14 protein-coding genes are annotated in these 16,196 nt (G+C 52.8%); 9 read left to right on the top strand and 5 right to left on the bottom strand.

The genetic code is table 11. The features are described from left to right. Positions 1–57 precede the first annotated feature (57 nt). Positions 58–2,322, top strand: coding sequence for a heavy metal translocating P-type ATPase (locus tag AC3Y23_RS21640; RefSeq protein WP_379202899.1), 2,265 nt, complete (start codon positions 58–60; stop codon positions 2,320–2,322). A gap of 70 nt (positions 2,323–2,392) precedes the next feature. On the opposite strand, the gene AC3Y23_RS21635 is transcribed toward AC3Y23_RS21640, so the two are convergent. The 3 genes from AC3Y23_RS21635 to AC3Y23_RS21625 form a co-directional block, all read right to left on the bottom strand. Further along, positions 2,393–3,355 carry an L-lactate dehydrogenase gene (locus tag AC3Y23_RS21635; RefSeq protein ID WP_379202897.1) on the bottom strand — a complete coding sequence of 321 codons (963 nt, stop codon included), beginning with the start codon at positions 3,353–3,355 and terminating at the stop codon, positions 2,393–2,395. A gap of 279 nt (positions 3,356–3,634) precedes the next feature. Further along, on the bottom strand, positions 3,635–4,135 hold the full coding sequence (locus AC3Y23_RS21630; RefSeq protein ID WP_379202895.1) for a CcdC family protein: 501 nt from the start codon (positions 4,133–4,135) through the stop codon (positions 3,635–3,637). Positions 4,136–4,348: 213 nt separating this feature from the next. Then, positions 4,349–4,609 carry a GlsB/YeaQ/YmgE family stress response membrane protein gene (locus AC3Y23_RS21625; RefSeq protein ID WP_379202893.1) on the bottom strand — a complete coding sequence of 87 codons (261 nt, stop codon included), beginning with the start codon at positions 4,607–4,609 and terminating at the stop codon, positions 4,349–4,351. A gap of 190 nt (positions 4,610–4,799) precedes the next feature. Here AC3Y23_RS21625 and AC3Y23_RS21620 point away from each other — a divergent pair, with 190 nt between their 5' ends. After that, entirely contained in the window at positions 4,800–5,861 is a 1,062-nt protein-coding gene (locus AC3Y23_RS21620) for a lactonase family protein (protein ID WP_379202891.1), read from the top strand. Between the two features lie 99 nt (positions 5,862–5,960). Here the strand turns inward: AC3Y23_RS21620 and AC3Y23_RS21615 are convergent, their stop codons facing one another. Continuing rightward, on the bottom strand, positions 5,961–8,243 hold the full coding sequence (locus tag AC3Y23_RS21615; RefSeq protein WP_379202889.1) for an alpha/beta hydrolase family protein: 2,283 nt from the start codon (positions 8,241–8,243) through the stop codon (positions 5,961–5,963). A gap of 350 nt (positions 8,244–8,593) precedes the next feature. Between AC3Y23_RS21615 and AC3Y23_RS21610 the strand changes: the two genes are divergently transcribed. From AC3Y23_RS21610 to AC3Y23_RS21595, 4 genes are all read left to right on the top strand, one after another. Then, on the top strand, positions 8,594–9,703 hold the full coding sequence (locus AC3Y23_RS21610) for a sulfate ABC transporter substrate-binding protein (protein ID WP_379202887.1): 1,110 nt from the start codon (positions 8,594–8,596) through the stop codon (positions 9,701–9,703). Positions 9,704–9,800: 97 nt separating this feature from the next. Continuing rightward, on the top strand, positions 9,801–10,655 hold the full coding sequence (gene cysT, locus AC3Y23_RS21605; protein ID WP_379202885.1) for a sulfate ABC transporter permease subunit CysT: 855 nt from the start codon (positions 9,801–9,803) through the stop codon (positions 10,653–10,655). Positions 10,656–10,717: 62 nt separating this feature from the next. Then, entirely contained in the window at positions 10,718–11,581 is an 864-nt protein-coding gene (gene cysW, locus AC3Y23_RS21600; RefSeq protein ID WP_379202883.1) for a sulfate ABC transporter permease subunit CysW, read from the top strand. Between the two features lie 102 nt (positions 11,582–11,683). Next, complete coding sequence (locus AC3Y23_RS21595; protein WP_379202881.1) at positions 11,684–11,899, top strand: YezD family protein; 216 nt, start codon at positions 11,684–11,686, stop codon at positions 11,897–11,899. Between the two features lie 125 nt (positions 11,900–12,024). Here AC3Y23_RS21595 and AC3Y23_RS21590 read toward each other — a convergent pair whose 3' ends face one another. Continuing rightward, complete coding sequence (locus AC3Y23_RS21590) at positions 12,025–12,333, bottom strand: hypothetical protein (protein WP_379202879.1); 309 nt, start codon at positions 12,331–12,333, stop codon at positions 12,025–12,027. A 194-nt stretch (positions 12,334–12,527) separates the two neighbouring features. On the opposite strand from AC3Y23_RS21590, the gene AC3Y23_RS21585 reads away from it, so the two are divergent. The 3 genes from AC3Y23_RS21585 to AC3Y23_RS21575 all read left to right on the top strand — a co-directional run bounded on the left by AC3Y23_RS21585 (position 12,528) and on the right by AC3Y23_RS21575 (position 15,808). Continuing rightward, complete coding sequence (locus AC3Y23_RS21585) at positions 12,528–12,941, top strand: GNAT family N-acetyltransferase (RefSeq protein ID WP_379202877.1); 414 nt, start codon at positions 12,528–12,530, stop codon at positions 12,939–12,941. A gap of 295 nt (positions 12,942–13,236) precedes the next feature. After that, positions 13,237–13,869: an NAD(P)-dependent oxidoreductase gene (locus AC3Y23_RS21580; protein WP_379202875.1), complete on the top strand. Its 633-nt coding sequence runs from the start codon at positions 13,237–13,239 to the stop codon at positions 13,867–13,869. A gap of 301 nt (positions 13,870–14,170) precedes the next feature. Next, positions 14,171–15,808, top strand: a complete 1,638-nt coding sequence (locus AC3Y23_RS21575) for an NAD(P)H-hydrate dehydratase (protein ID WP_379202873.1) — start codon at positions 14,171–14,173, stop codon at positions 15,806–15,808. Positions 15,809–16,196 lie beyond the last annotated feature (388 nt).

Here is a 16,196-nt window from a genome sequence, read left to right as displayed (position 1 = left end):
GTTAAGTCAACATATGAACAAATACTCATATATGATTATCTAAGGGAGATGAGTAGTTTGAATACGACTCAGGCAACGATAAAACGCCAGTGGGAGCTGGAAGGGCTGGACTGCGCAAACTGCGCAATGAAAATCGAAGATAAAGTGGGCAAGATCGAGGGTGTGACTTCTTGCTCCGTGAATTTCGTGACAAAGACGCTGACTATGGTTACCGATGAGAACCATGCAGAAGCGGCCGGAGTAGAAGCGGCGCGGACTGTCACGGCACTAGAACCCCATGTGAAGCTAAGAGAGAAGCTGGCTGGAGGTAGAGCGGTCTCGCAGGCTAAATCTGGTCATGGTCATGGGCATTCACATGATGGGAAGGGACATACACATGATCATGGAACCGGTCATCATCATGGACATGAACATGGGCACACCCATGGCGATGAGGATGGCCACGGGCATACGCATTCGCACGGAGAAGGAGACACTCGCCGTATCTTGACCCGCCTAGCAGGCGGAGGGATTCTTGCAGCGGCAGGTATGCTGCTGCCGGTGAACGGAGTTGTCGAGCTGCTGATTTTCCTCGCCGCATACTTTATTGTCGGTGGCGAGGTGGTGCTTCAGGCAGCCAAGAATATCATCAGAGGTCAAGTATTTGACGAGAACTTCCTGATGGCACTGGCGACTATCGGCGCATTTGCGATTGGGGAGTACCCGGAAGGGGTCGCCGTAATGCTCTTCTATCAGGTTGGGGAGCTGTTTCAGGGCCTGGCTGTGAATCGTTCACGCAGATCGATTACGGCGCTGATGGATATTCGCCCCGAGTTCGCCGAGCTTAAAGTCGACGGCGGGACAAGACGTGTCTCGCCAGAAGAAGTGGCAATTGGCGACATTATTCTCGTCAAGCCTGGTGAGAAGGTACCGCTGGACGGGACCATTCTTGAAGGCAGCGCGATGATGGATACCTCGGCATTGACCGGTGAATCGGTCCCACGCTCTGCGGGGCCGGGCAGTAAGGTCTTGAGCGGGTTTATTAACCGCAACGGGGTAATTACCGTGGAAGTTACGCAGACATTTGGAGAGTCAGCGGTCTCCAAGATTCTGGAGTTGGTGCAGAATGCGACCTCCAACAAAGCCAAGACAGAGAATTTTATTACCAAGTTCGCTCGTGGCTATACACCTGTAGTAGTGATTACAGCGCTGCTGCTGGCTGTTGTTCCTCCGCTTCTGATCAGTGGAGCAACCTTCTCGGACTGGATCTACCGGGCATTGGTCTTCCTCGTTATCTCTTGTCCTTGTGCGCTGGTCGTGTCGATCCCGCTGGGCTTCTTCGGAGGTATCGGTGCCGCTTCCCGGAGTGGCATTCTCGTGAAGGGCAGCAATTACCTGGAGGCACTCAATGATGTTAAAGTCGTTGTCTTCGACAAGACAGGTACGCTGACTAAGGGACAGTTCAAGGTCACTGGCATATACCCAGCAGAAGGCAGAACTAAAGACGAACTGCTACGTACGGCCGCCTATGCGGAGAGCCATTCGAACCACCCGATTGCGGAATCCATTCGGGCCGCTTACGCTGATGAAATCGCCAAAGAGGCCATCGCGGATTATAACGAAATCTCCGGTCACGGCATCTCCGTGAATGTGGACGGCAAGGCCGTGCTAGCCGGGAATGCCCGCCTGATGGAACGGGAGGGCATTGCTTATCAGGTGCCGGAGCAGAATGGCACGATCGTGCATATCGCGACTGGCAAGCAGTATGACGGTTACCTCGTCATTGCGGACGAGGTGAAGGAGGATTCAGCGCAGGCTATCTCGGCGTTGAAGGGACTCGGTATTCGCAAGACGGTCATGCTGACCGGCGATGCCGCTTCTGTTGCGGAAGCTGTAGGCCAGGAACTCGGCGTAGACGAGATTCATGCCGAGCTGCTGCCGCAGCATAAGGTTGAGGCTATTGAGCGGCTGGAGCGTGAGAAGAGCGGACGGGAGAAGATTATTTTTGTCGGGGATGGGATCAACGACACTCCTGTATTGGCCAGATCAGATGTTGGTATCGCAATGGGCGGACTGGGTTCCGATGCTGCAATCGAAGCTGCGGACATTGTCATCATGACCGATGAGCCTTCGAAGATTGCTACCGCCATCGGCGTGGCCAAGCGGACACGGAGAATCGTCTGGCAGAACATTGGGTTCGCATTAGGGATCAAGGCGATCTTCCTTCTGCTCGGTGCATTTGGAATCGCAACGATGTGGGAAGCGGTCTTCTCCGATGTTGGTGTCACCGTTCTGGCTGTACTTAACAGTGTTCGCGCACTGAAAGTTGAGCAGCAAGGTTAAATTTATTATAAAACCTCCAGTATTTGCACATTTATGTGTGCTGACAGACTGGAGGTTTTTTGATTTGTTCTTATTCAGGTTTGGGGAGGCTGAGACTGCTGATCCCGGAACGCACAATTTCACAAGAAGCGGCGAATTTAACGGACTCCTCGTCATTCAAGTTCAGCTCCAGCAACTCATGGATACCACTGCGCCCTATAATGGCAGGTACACCTGCGCACACATCCTCTTGCCCGTATTCTCCTTCCAGAATTGCCGAGACAGCAATGATTTTGTTCTCATCGTTCAGGATAGCCCGGGTAATGTAGGCGAGAGCACTGCCAATCCCAAAATGCGTTGATCCCTTACGGGTGAAGATTTCCCAGCCGGCATCCTTCGTCTTGCGGGCAATATCGTCCAGGTCGAGGTGACTGAATCGTTCGCGGTGTTGCTCCATAATGTGCAGAATAGGTTTGCCGCCGATAGTTACATGGGACCAGGCAACGAACTGGGATTCGCCATGCTCGCCTAATGCGTATCCGCTCACGCTGCGAGGGTCGATGGAAAAAACATCGGACAGCAGCGTCTTGAGCCGGGAGGAATCGATCGAGGTACCTGTGCCGATGACCCGGTGCCGGGGGAGTCCGGACATTTTCCATACCATATAAGTAACGATATCGACCGGATTCGCTGCGATGACGAAGATACCGTCGAAGCCACCAGCCATAATCCCGGTCACAATTTCTTCAGTTATCACCGCTGCAGCGTCAAGTACATCCAGCCTGGTCTGGCCTGGCTGCGGGTTGGCGCCCGCCGTGAGAATGACAACGTCCACACCGGCACAGTCACTATAGGTTCCAGCATATACTTTGGTTCGGGTACCCGTGAAATCCATGCAGTGGGAGAGATCCAGCGCCTGAGCCATGGCCCGGTCGTAGGTCCGGTCGATCATCATGATCTCATCGCAGATGGATTGGTTGACCATGGAGTAGGCACAACTGGAGCCCACCATTCCGGAGCCGACAATCGCTACTTTTCTTGTTTTACTCTTCAATTTGTAAATCCCCGCTCTCTCAAAAAAGTCTGCGATTTGCTGCTTTAATTATTCATGCGCATAGCTTTATTTTAGCCGATTATCCAGGAAGTTACCTGACATACTGTGAAAAAAACGGAGGAAGCATGTTCCTATTCACCTCAGGTTGTACATGATATTAGCGGGGCTTTCGTGTGGACAGAAACCATAGAATGGTCTGCATTAAAAAGAGCATCCATCAAACCGCTAGGCTTGCTGAATGCTCTGTCATGGGATAGTGCTGATGCCTTCGGACTAGAATCAGGACTGTGGAATTCTTGTCTCTGGTGGCACGATCACATTGTAGCGCTTATACATGAACAGTCTCCAGTGAACAATCATGCCGAAGGCGAGGATGAAGAACAGTCCCCCGGATTGTGGTACTGAGACATATCGGTTAATGAACTCGTGCAGCAGTGTGCGAACCAGTAACAGGCCGAGCAGAATAAATGCGAAGCTCTTGGAGCGCTGGGCAAATACCTGTCCGTCCCGCTGCTCGAAGCTGGTTGTATGGATAAGCGGGTAGGCAAAGATAAACCAGCCGACCAAAAAAGCGATAGCTGCCCACCATAGCGGGAACCTTACCTCGGGGACGATGAACATGGCAAAGCCAGTTGACATGCCGAGGGGGGGAATCCATATTTTGCGAATGGTAACCGGGCGGGCGCTGGCCTTCAGCCGAATAAAGATCACCATCAATGCCATGATAACGGCCCCCACGGTGGAACCGATATGCAGTAGCGAGGGGTTGATGCTACCCATAATTCACGACCTCTCTGTGATTTGAGTCACTTGTGCTTTCATTATAACAGAAAAATGATGGCAAAACATTGAAGCTTCCGCGATGCTCCCGACACGATACCCCTTAGCATGACGGGCTGCAAGCTCAAAAAAAGCCTACCGGACCCAGGTTCCGGCAAGCCTTCTATTCATCACTCTCAATGAGTATCTATTATAAGTTCCAAAATGCACAGTTTATGAGCGGCTGCGGCCTCCGGTGGAGCGCACGATCAGACTTACAATGAAGATCAGTACGATGGCACCAATCAGGGACGGAAAAACATAGAAATCACTAACCTTGAGTCCCCAGTTTCCCAGCAGCATGCCACCTAGCCATGAGCCGAGAATCCCGGCAATAATATTGCCGATTACGCCTCCTGGAATATCTCTGCCCATAATCAGGCCTGCCAGCCACCCGATAATTCCGCCAACAATCAACATCCATAGAAAACTCATTATGCTTCAGCTCCTTTGTGATGTACTGTACGATGGTAACTATTAACCTGTTACTGATTGTTTTAACCAGTTGTGAAGAAGTGGTTAACGCCTTTGCTTTTCCCTGAATTCTATAGTTTCAGTCTGATGTAATGCCCTGGCAAACATGCTATAGTGGAAAAAAATGATAATCGATAAAGGAGTCGCTGCCATGGAACGCTCTGATGAAGTGTTATTTTATGTTGGTACGTACAGTCCCGAGATTGAACAGGGCATTCGTCTGTGCACCTTGAACCGTAGCACTGGGGGCATGAGAATTCTGGAGGGAACGAGCGGTATCGAGAATCCTTCATACCTGGCGGTGAATCGCGCCGGGAGTGTCTTGTATGCGGTCAGCGAGAAGGATGAGGGAGAGGTTCAGGCATTCGCTATTGATCCTGAATCGAAAGCGCTGTCACCACTGGGCAGCATCCACAAGACGGCAGGCGGCGCGCCGTGTTATGTGTCTATCAGTCCGCAGGAAGATCAGCTCTTCGTGTCCAATTACTCGGGGGGCAATGTCAATGTGTTTCCTATAAATGAAGACGGCTCGATTCTGGAAATGTTGGCTCAGGTCCGGCATACTGGCTCTGGATCACGTGTGGACCGGCAGGAAGCTCCGCACCCGCACTCGGTCATTCCAGACAGCACCGGTGACCGTCTCTTTGTCTGTGACCTTGGTCTGGATCAGGTTGTTATCTATCGCAAGGAGGCGGACAAGCTGGTCAAGCAAGCTGCGGTTGATCTGCCGCCGGGCTCCGGACCGCGCCATCTGACACTTCACCCCTCCGGAAAATGGGCTTACCTGATCAACGAGCTGAACAATACGGTCACGGTGTTCACGAAGGATGAACAGCACGGTGAACTCACTGTCTTGCAGCATGTCAGTACACTGCCTGAGTCCTATATTGCTGGCAGCGACGATTCAGGGGCCGACATTCATATTGCTCCGTGCGGTCGTTACCTGTATGCTTCCAACCGGGGGCATGACAGTATTGCGCTATTCCTTATTGACGCCCTCACAGGCCTTCTGGAGCCTGCCGACTGGCAGAGTACCGGCGGACGGACTCCGCGAAATTTTGCTATTCTTGGCGGGAAGCTACTGGCAGCCAATCAGAACAGTGGTACGATTGTCTCGTTCCATATCGACGGGGATAACGGGCGATTGATTCCTACAGGCAATGAACTAGAAATTCCAGCTCCAGTCTGTATTAAGACGCTTGAACTTGAGTAGAAGCCCTATTTAGTAAAAATAAATACAGGCCATTCCAAGTCCAACCGGGTTACCGGATGGCAGGAATGGCCTGTTCGTAATGATATAAGAGCAGTTTACTTAACGTACATTTTCGGTGCTTGCGCCATAGAATCCGATGTCGTCCAGCATAATTTTGTCGCCTTTTTCTTCAAGATAGAATGTAATTTCGGTCAGGTTCTCCGGTTCCAGAGCGGGCTCTACCTCCTGGAATCGCTCAAAGGGCAGTTCGTAGGTTTGGAAGACGGCCTCCGTAGGATCTCCGTATTTGCCATCGCTAACGCGTTCTTCCAGCCAGGGAAGCAATGTGAACTGAGTGTGCGGCAGCGGCAATACTTCCATAACTTCAGACAATGGCAGGCGCGCCGAGGTATCGTTGCTGTCTGTCAGTTCTACCTCCACCTCCGGTGCTAACGCACTTTCCTCATTCTCCTCTTCATCGTCGTCGGCATTGCGGTTGGCGAGGGAGAAGGAGAGGCCTTCCGCTTCCGTCAACTCAAGGGAGGCAGCGGCTTCTTCCTTCCATTTGATCCGGTAGTAGGCTTCTTCCCCCTTCCCGGCGGTACGTTTCAAAACAACACCATAGGTGGTTTTGCTCTTGTCTTCCCGGTCCTTGGCAAGCTCTTCGGTCCAGGTCATGCCTTCGGCAGAGGCGGTTCCGATGCCTGCGGTATATTTGTTGCGATCCTCGTCAAAGTTGACAAGGGTACGATAGTCTCCGCCCTGGAAACGGCTATAATACGCAGTGTCCGGCAGCCATTGCAGTCCGCTCCGGTAATCGCGGAACAGCCCCCGGTATTCATTCTTGCCGAGCAGTGTCGTCTCCAGAAAAGCTGATACGTACACCTTGGTAATCTGCCGCTGTTCGGCGCCTTCCATGATTAGACTGCGGTCCAGGAACAGCCCCGCAGGCAGCGACTGATCGCGCAGCCCCCAATCGCTGTTGAACTGGCTGTGATTGGCGTCGGCGATGTAAAGCGAGCTCTTGAAGGACGCTGAGCCTTTGGAGTAGGAGGAGCGGATGTATTGCCGATCCCCGTAAAAGTCATGCACATCGCCATCGCGTGCGCCCTGTAGTGTCAGATAGCTGATATCCTTCAGTTTGGCCTGCTGTCCGTCAATAGCTTTATCGGTAGGCGCGAGGGCAACGACGGCAGAGATCTGGAAGCGGTCCGTTACTGTTTTCCATACAGGATCGTTCTTGAACCAACGCCCCGAATCGGCGGCCATTGCTACGGCCTGTCCACCCCGACTGTGGCCTAGCAGAGCCGTTTTGCTGAAATCAATTTTTCCATAGAAAGGATTGCCGGGCTGATCCGAGAATGCTGCGAGTTGTTCCATGTGCTTAAGGATCAACCAGGCACGGACCGTAAAGTCATTGTCGGGAATCCCCGTCCAGGCTGAATAGTTAAGGAAGTTCTCGTCCAGTGAGACGGCGATAAATCCCCGGCTGGCCAGCAGTTCCCCCAGGTAGGCGTAGCCCCCATCAGAATAATCCTCCATCATATGATTGCCGTGAACGATCAACACCAACGGATGTGAACCTTCTCCCTCGGGCATCCAGACCCGGCCGTTCAGCGGCAGGGCACTATAGTCAAAACCCCAGAATAGGCTGCGCAGCTTCGGCCAGCCCTTCTTGATATATGCAGATGCGTCGACTGAGGAAGATATGAGTGGTGCCTCGCTGCCAAACTCCTTGCGGTGCAGATCATTGCCGCTGGCGTAAGTGAAGGAGTCATAAGCGTAAGGACCAGGCTCCGCAGGATTGGCGGCGGTCAGTGGTGGGATAATGCTGCCCCCAGCGGCAGTTGCCTCGGGACTGCCGGGTTGATTCTGTCCTCCACCAGCCAAAGCCAGCTGTGATAACAGAAGTGCTGATGCCAGAAGCACTCCGGCAGCTACCCGCTTGTTCCGCAGCAGTCCCAGAGCGATGCCACCGAGGGCGCTAAGCCCGGTACACAGCACGGTTATGACCGTAGAGGCGATCCAGTCCATATTAGTGCCGTTTAGGACAAGCCATACAATTACTAAATCTGAGAGCAGACAGCCTGCGAATAACCGCGGGATGCGCAGACCCGTTATTGCAATCAGTAAGGCTGCCAGATGTCCTGCCGCGGCCAGTACGATTGTCCCCACCACAGCGGCAAAGATAATGTCGGCCGGGATGCCGAAGCCGGTTGGCATTCCCAGGATGGATACTGTGAAAGCCAAAAAGCTGAGCGTCCACAGTCCAGCCAGTGCGGTTCTCCATAGCGTTGTATCATAACGATAGGTTTCCCTGATTCTTTGTGTGATTACAGCAGAAATTCGCTTGTGCAGCCGCGGCTTTTGCGGCACAGGCACAAGTTCTAAATCCATTCCCATGACAGTGTCCTCCGAAAATTGCAGTGAGATCCTGTTGCTCCCTCATTTTATCTTATAAATTGCAGTAATGACATTACTTTAAAGAAAAAAAGGTTTGACAGGCTAGGAGGGTTTAAGTATTATATCAATCATAACCTACTAATTAGGTAGGAATAATGAATAAAGTTCTTACCGTACAGACGGAGGAGCGCTTATTACAGCTCGCAGACACGTGTCTTTGGGACCGGTTTGACCTGCCATTTTAGGCCTTCCTCCGTCATTTTTTCATGCCTGAATCTACCATGTAAGTCAGAGGAGTCATCGGAAAGAGAAACATGAACTCATCACAACAATATGGGGGGATGGTTAGAATGAAAAAGAGGATCAAGAAGGGACTTTTAACGGGCTTTACACTGTTGTTGGCGGTGGGCCTTACGGCTTGCGGAAATAATACAAATTCGGCGGGAAATCCACCGGCCGAGGCTACCAATTCAGGGAGCAACACAGCAGCAACGGCTGAACCGACTAAAGCTCCTACCAAAGATCCGGTAGAACTACTCAACGTTTCCTACGATCCAACACGCGAACTTTATGAGAATTATAATAAGGCCTTCTCGGCCTACTGGGAAAAAGAACACGGTCAGAAAGTAACGATCAAGCAGTCCCATGGCGGTTCCGGCAAACAAAGCCGTGCGGTGCTGGATGGATTGGAAGCGGACGTGGTGACACTTGCGCTGGGCTATGATATTGACGCCTTGCAGGATGCGGGCCTGATCCACGAGGGTTGGCAGAGCAATTTCGACCACAACAGTTCTCCGTACACCTCAACGATCGTGTTTCTGGTGCGCAAGGGCAACCCGAAAGGCATTCAGGATTGGCCGGATCTTTTGAAGGAAGGGGTAGAGGTGATTACGCCGAACCCGAAGACTTCAGGCGGTGCGCGCTGGAACTACCTGGCGGCTTGGGGATATGCGCTGGACCACAATAATAACGATGAAGCCAAGGCAGAGGAATTTGTAAAAGAGCTGTTCAAGCATGTGCCCGTGCTCGATACCGGTGCGCGCGGAGCGACCACAACGTTCGTTGAGCGTGGGATCGGCGACGTGTTGCTGGCCTGGGAGAATGAAGCCTACCTTTCTGTGAAGGAACTCGGTCCTGATAAATTCGACATCATCAATCCGTCCGAGAGCATTCTGGCTGAGCCGCCGGTAGCTGTCGTAGATAAAGTGGTCGATAAGAGAGGGACCCGTGAGGTCGCCGAAGCCTACCTGAAGTATCTTTACACTGAAGAAGGGCAGAAGATCGCTGCGGAGAACTACTACCGTCCAACGCTGGAAAGCGTGAAGGAAGAGTACAAGGATAAATTCCCGGCAATCAAGCTGTTCACATTAGCAGATAAGTTCGGAACATGGAAGGAAACACAGGAGAAGCATTTCAATGACGGTGGAATCTTCGACAAGATTTATGTACCGGGTAAGTAAAATCCTGTTTGGTTCAGAAGAGATACCAGCAAGTATGTTGTAAGTAGTCTTGAGCTGATCGGTACAAGAGCCGAAGGCGAGAAAGGATGAACAGGGGATGAGTGTCACCGCAACTACCACTGCTGTCGCAACAACCGCGCGGAGGAAGGTTCTGCCCGGCTTCGGGCTGACTATGGGCTATACTGTGCTGTATTTGAGTCTTGTCGTGTTATTGCCGCTGTCGGCGTTGCTCTTTAATTCGACAGGCTTGAGCTGGGCTAAATTCTGGGATGTAGCTACAGATGCACGTGTGCTGGCATCCTATCGTGTCAGTCTGTCAACGGCCGCTGCGGCGGCTTTGGCTGATGCATTTCTGGGGCTGCTGCTGGCTTGGGTCCTGGTGCGGTATGAGTTTCCAGGCAAAAGGCTGTTCGACGCTCTGATCGATCTTCCGTTCGCGCTGCCGACAGCGGTAGCGGGTGTCTCGCTTACCGCTTTGTATGCCAATAAAGGCTGGATTGGTTCTTGGCTGGAGCCACTGGGGCTGAAGGTGGCCTTCACCCCGCTCGGCATTACATTGGCATTAATGTTCATTGGCATCCCGTTCGTCGTCCGCACAGTTCAGCCTGTACTTGAGGAACTGGATCGTGATATGGAGGAGGCGTCCGCTACATTAGGGGCTGGCCGCTGGCGCACCTTCCGCAAGATCGTGCTGCCAGAGCTGTTCCCGCCGCTTTTGACCGGCTTCTCCCTGGCTTTTGCCAGAGGCATTGGCGAGTTCGGATCGGTCGTCTTCATTTCTGGCAATATGCCGATGAGAACCGAGATTGCGCCGCTGCTCATCATGTCCAAGTTGGAACAGTTTGACTACGCCGGAGCCACTGCCGTGGCGCTGCTCCTGTTGTTGATCTCTTTCCTGATGCTGCTGGTGATTAACACCTTACAGCGCTGGGCGCGCAAAACGTCCCGGTAACAGATGATCTTCTGGGAAATGATAAGGCCTGCTTTGTAAAAACGTTGTAAGGAGGAATACCGATGGCGGGCACTGTCCCACTGTATGCTCCCCAATCGCGAAAAAGCGTCTCTTCACCGGCTACACAGGAATCTACGGTCGTAAAGTGGCTTCTGATTACCGCTGCCGGGCTGGTGCTGTTCTGGCTGATTGTGTTGCCGCTGATTGTCGTGCTGACCGAATCGCTGAAAAAAGGAGTGGATGTTTATCTGGCTGCCTTGACCGATCCGGATGCACGTTCCGCCCTGCGGCTGACTCTACTGGTCGCATTGATTACGGTTCCGTTGAATACTATATTCGGTATTGCGGCAGCTTGGGCGGTCACCAAATTCAGGTTCCGTGGCAAGGGCTTCCTTATCACCTTGATTGACCTGCCATTTGCGGTCTCCCCGGTCATTGGCGGGCTCATCTTCATTCTGGTATTCGGGGCTCACGGCTGGTTCGGTCCATGGCTGAGCGCGCATGATATCAAGATTGTTTTTGCTATACCAGGCATCATTCTGGCCACATTGTTCGTGACCTTTCCTTTTGTAGCCCGGGAACTGATTCCCTTGATGGAGGATCAGGGAACGCAGGAAGAGGAAGCGGCCATTACTTTGGGCGCCAAGGGCTGGCAGATTTTCCTCCGAGTCACGCTACCCAACATTAAGTGGGGCTTGCTGTACGGTATTATTCTCTGTAATGCGCGGGCCATGGGAGAGTTCGGAGCAGTGTCTGTCGTGTCAGGACATATTCGCGGAGAGACGAATACGCTGCCGCTTCATGTCGAAATTTTGTATAACGAATATCAATTTTCGGCATCCTTTGCGGTTGCCTCGCTGCTCCTGTTATTGGCTTTGGTAACAATGATTCTCAAGAGTTGGCTGGCGCGCAAAAATGCTCATTGACGTGCTTTTATATCCGTGCTAAGTTAATTCGTAGTATACAAATTGGTAATAAAGGATTTGAAATGAACATCTCCCCGGATATGGGGGAAGGGAGGCTGGGGAATGGCTAAACCACTGAAGGTGGATGAGGTATGGCTGGAACGTATAGCGGGGCTTTTGGATGATATGGAATTTGGTTCGTTGCAAATCGTCGTACATGAAGGACAGATTGTGCAAATGGAGCGTACGGAACGCAAGCGTTTTGAGAATGGTAATGCACGCTATAATGGTGAGACCGTTAGCCGGCGTACCGATACCCGTCCAGCGAGACGAGGGTAGGTCATTCGCTGTCGCTGCTGAATGATGACCGTCCTTTGCATCCACTATAACCGGAGATATGAAATGGCCCGTTTCCCAACAGAGGGAGCGGGCCATTTCTGCGATCATGGAGTTGACTTTATTGTTTAGTAGCGGCGTGTTCGCTGTGAAACTATAACGCTCTCAACGAACAGACAGATGGCAGTGATACCGTGCATGATCCAGCCGACTACAGGAATCAGGGCTACGACAGAGGTAATAACACCGAGAGCGTTGCCGACGAATGGCCCCCGTTCTTTCATCATCACGATAACCGTAACTGCATGCAGTAGAAAAGCGATGCCCAGCGGAGTCCAGCCGTTCGCTACAACGAATATGCCGCCCACAAATGGGATCGCGAGAAATGCTTCATAGAGGAAGGTTACCCATTTCAAAAGCTTTGCCAGGGAAGACATTAGACTTCACCAACCTTATATAAAAGTATTGTTAAAATAGTCCTTCGAAATAGGTTACGCAGCAAGCGCCAGATTGTTTCAAATGATGGATAGTGTACTCTTGTTGTGGACAGCTTAGTCGTATATAGTGGGTAACAGAAATGCTGTGCAGGAAACATGTGTTTTTTATTCGGAAACTAGAAGGGGGAGAGGATATGGAGATCCAGGGCAAGCTGGTTATCCGCCATGCGCCACCTTCGGTCGAGCAGTATTTGGCGCTACGGGTTCAAGCAGGGCTTAGTCCAATGAGTGAGGAAGGGGCGGCCATCGGGTTGCCGCGGTCCATCTTTGCGGTTACGCTATTTGAGGACGATGTATTGATTGGTATGGGACGGGTCATCGGAGACGGCGGATGCTTCTTCCAGGTGACCGATATCGCTGTGCAGCCTTCTCATCAAGGACAGGGACTGGGTAAAATCATCATGCGCGAGATCAGGGAGTTCCTGGATACACTGCCTGACAAATCTTATACCAGCCTTATTGCTGACGGAGAAGCGTCGCGGCTGTATGCTCAGTTCGGGTTTGCACCTGTCGCTCCCAAATCACAGGGGATGGCCTTCAAGCGCTGAGCTGCGAGGTGTCTAAGTAACCCTATTAGCGGATCATTGACAGGCCGCGGTATAGTGGACTGGTCAGAGCCTGGTGCGCGTCTAAGTAATTCTATTAGCGGATCATTGACAGGCCGCGGTATAGTGGACTGGTCAGAGCCTGGTGCACGTCTAAGTAATTCTATTAGCGGATCATTGAACAGGCCCCCTTATCCAGGGGGTTTTCGTATGCCTGCTGTTGTCCCCAGGGAATCCGAAATTCTATATACGTGTAGTTATGGCATCATCTTTATCAAAGAGAGAGAGGAACAAGAAAATGGATATAGTGGTATTGGCAGCATCAGGAACGATCGGAAAGGCAATTGTAGAGGAAGCGTTGAAAAGAAAACATCAGGTGACGGCGGCGATGCGTCATCCCGAGAGCTTTGCTTTTGAGCATGAGCGCCTAAAGCTTGTGGCTGTGGATCTTCTGGACCCTGTATCTGTAGCGTCTGCGGTGCGAGGGCATGAGGTTGCCATCAGTGCGTATGGGCCAAAGGCTGGCGAGGAGAACGAGTTGCTCGCGGCAGCCGCTTCGTTGGTAGAGGGTTTGCAGGCAGCGGATATGGATCGCCTGGTGATTGTGGGCGGTGCAGGCAGTCTGAAGACGGAATCCGGCGAATGGCTGATGGATACGCCAGAATTCCCGGAACATGTACGGCCGTTGGCTGCAGCCCATGCGGATGCCTATGAAATCTATAGAGGCTCAGATCTGGACTACACCTATGTGAGTCCTGCGGCTTCGATACAACCTGGACGTCGTACGGGGATGTTCCGCATCGGTCTTGACCGGTTGGTCGTCGACGAGAACGGGCAAAGTGCGATCAGTGTGGAGGATTTTGCTGTAGCCATTATTGATGAGGTAGAGGAAGGAAACTTCAGCCGCGAAAGATTCACGGTGGCTTACTAGAATACGTTTTGTACAGCAATGCTATGAGTATTCCGTACAGCTAGAAGCGATGTAATCGGAGAAATCTAGTGGCAACAATGACCGGAAGCCCAAACATTACCGTTGTGACGCTGATCCTTGTTAATAGCTTGAATCAATTTCATAATGCGGATTTCTAACCGGACTAGGTTCATTATCTAGGTATACCTAAACCATGTACAACTAGATATCGATGATTAGACGCTCACTTATGAATTTATGAAATTGATTTGTTTAAGTTCAATATATTCAGGCACCGGGTACAGTAGAAAGGGGCGGAGCAATGTATCTTGTAACTGCAGAGCAAATGAGAGAGCTGGATCGTATCACGATTGACAAGCTGGGTATCCCGGCGGTTGCATTGATGGAGAATGCAGGACGTGCTATTGCCGAGGAGATCATTGAGCTGTGCCGTAAGCGGAACGGCGGCGTTGCTGGCGGGGGCAGTTGGCGTACTGTTGACAACGGGACTGGTCAAGGCGTGACCGGTTTTGACGTCAGCGGAGATCGTGCGCTGACCTTGGATACTGCCGCCGCTGAACACTGGCTTGTTCTAGTCGGCAAAGGCAATAATGGCGGCGACGGACTGGTCGCCGCCAGGTATCTCCGCGAGGCGGGCATTGCCGTCACGCTGGTGTATGCCATGCCGCCGGAGTCGCTGACCGGCGAGGCCGCCCTGCAGCGCGATGCCGCTGCAGCTCTGGGCTTGTCCGCCGCCGTCTACGGCCAGGACCGCCTGGACTTTGCCGCATGCAGCGGCATCCTGGATGCGCTGCTCGGCACTGGCGCCGTTGGCGCGCCTCGCGGCGCCTACGCGGAGCTGATTGCCGCCGCTAACGCCAGCGGCAAACCGATTGTGTCCGCGGACATCCCGAGCGGGCTGAACGCGGACACGGGGGAGACGCATGCGCCGTGCGTGCATGCGTCAGTGACAGTCTGCCTCGCGTTTCTCAAGCGAGGCCTGCTGCAGTACCCCGGCGCGGGGGCTGCGGGGACTGTGGTGGTTCGCGCCATCGGCATCCCCGTGTCTCTGGCGCGCGAAGTTGGCCTGCAGAGCTACTGGCTGACGCCGGAGGTGCTGCAGGCGGGGCTAGGCGTGAATGTGTCACGCCAGCGTTCACCCGAAGGGCACAAGGGCACCTACGGCCATGTACTGGTGGCCGGTGGCACGCTGCGCATGAGCGGTGCAGGTCTATTGGCGGCTCGGGCAGCGCTGCGGGCAGGCAGTGGTCTGGTAACCTGGGCGCTGCCACAAAAGCTGATGCCTGCCGTTATTGGCGCCGCACCGGAGCTGATGCTGGCTGAAGTCGGCGGGGATGAGCAGGGCAACTGGAACGCCGGAACGGCTGCGGAATTACTCCGATTGAGTGCTGAACGGGATGTAACAGCCGTTGGGCCTGGCCTTGGGCGCTTTCAAGGAGATACCGGCTGGCTCCGGACCATATGGGAAGGAACAGAAGGGCCGCTGGTCATCGACGCTGATGCTCTGAATATTCTGGCTGAGGCGGATTACAGTCTTTGGGCTAGCCGCCGGGGACCAGTTGTTCTGACACCCCATCCCGGGGAGATGGCCCGGCTGGCCGGTATTTCCACCGCTGAAGTGCAGCGTGACCGGATTGGGCTCGCGGAAAGCTACGCCCGGGAGCACGGCGTGATCCTCGTGCTTAAAGGGGCACATACCGTGATTGCCAGCCCGGACGGGGAGATCTATGTCAACACCACAGGACATCCCGGTATGGGGACTGGCGGTGCGGGTGATGTGCTGACCGGCATCATCGCCGGCTTGCTGGCCCAAGGACTGAATGCCATACAGGCTGCGGCGTTTGGTGTCTATTTGCATGGCCTGGCTGGAGAACGCGCAGCAGGTCTGCGAAGTCATCCGGCGTCATTGATTGCCGGAGATATCATTGAGGCACTGTGAAGAGGGCCGAAAAGACTGAGTTCACCGAATGCTGGATCGAATGCTGGATCAAGCGATAGAAGCATATTGCTGGAACGCTGTAACACTAAGGAGTCTAGATACGGAGTAGCTGGAAGCTATAACTTACTGAGCTAACTATATAAGACGAACTTAGGATTTGAATTCAAGGTTCGAGCTCAGGAGTCGAACTCGAGATTCGGACTTAAGGTTCAAACTCAAGATTCGGACTTAAGGTTCAAACTCAAGATTCGGACTTAAGGTTCGAACTCAAGATTCGGACTTAAGGTTCGAACTCAAGATTCGGACTTAAGGTTCGAACTCAAGATTCGGACTTAAGGTTCGAACTCAAGATTCGGACTTAAGGTTCGAACTCAAGATTCGGACTTAA

This window comes from Paenibacillus sp. MAHUQ-45 (genome assembly GCF_058133325.1).
This window is presented reverse-complemented; position numbering and strand designations above follow the sequence as displayed.

Coding starts and splice junctions, on each gene's coding strand:
- AC3Y23_RS21630 (WP_379202895.1), bottom strand. CDS start 4,135: ATGGGTAGCATCAACCCCTCGCTACTGCATATCGGTTCCACCGTGGGG.
- AC3Y23_RS21625 (WP_379202893.1), bottom strand. CDS start 4,609: ATGAGTTTTCTATGGATGTTGATTGTTGGCGGAATTATCGGGTGGCTG.
- AC3Y23_RS21620 (WP_379202891.1), top strand. CDS start 4,800: ATGGAACGCTCTGATGAAGTGTTATTTTATGTTGGTACGTACAGTCCC.
- AC3Y23_RS21615 (WP_379202889.1), bottom strand. CDS start 8,243: ATGGGAATGGATTTAGAACTTGTGCCTGTGCCGCAAAAGCCGCGGCTG.
- AC3Y23_RS21610 (WP_379202887.1), top strand. CDS start 8,594: ATGAAAAAGAGGATCAAGAAGGGACTTTTAACGGGCTTTACACTGTTG.
- cysT (WP_379202885.1), top strand. CDS start 9,801: ATGAGTGTCACCGCAACTACCACTGCTGTCGCAACAACCGCGCGGAGG.
- cysW (WP_379202883.1), top strand. CDS start 10,718: ATGGCGGGCACTGTCCCACTGTATGCTCCCCAATCGCGAAAAAGCGTC.
- AC3Y23_RS21595 (WP_379202881.1), top strand. CDS start 11,684: ATGGCTAAACCACTGAAGGTGGATGAGGTATGGCTGGAACGTATAGCG.
- AC3Y23_RS21590 (WP_379202879.1), bottom strand. CDS start 12,333: ATGTCTTCCCTGGCAAAGCTTTTGAAATGGGTAACCTTCCTCTATGAA.
- AC3Y23_RS21585 (WP_379202877.1), top strand. CDS start 12,528: ATGGAGATCCAGGGCAAGCTGGTTATCCGCCATGCGCCACCTTCGGTC.
- AC3Y23_RS21580 (WP_379202875.1), top strand. CDS start 13,237: ATGGATATAGTGGTATTGGCAGCATCAGGAACGATCGGAAAGGCAATT.
- AC3Y23_RS21575 (WP_379202873.1), top strand. CDS start 14,171: ATGTATCTTGTAACTGCAGAGCAAATGAGAGAGCTGGATCGTATCACG.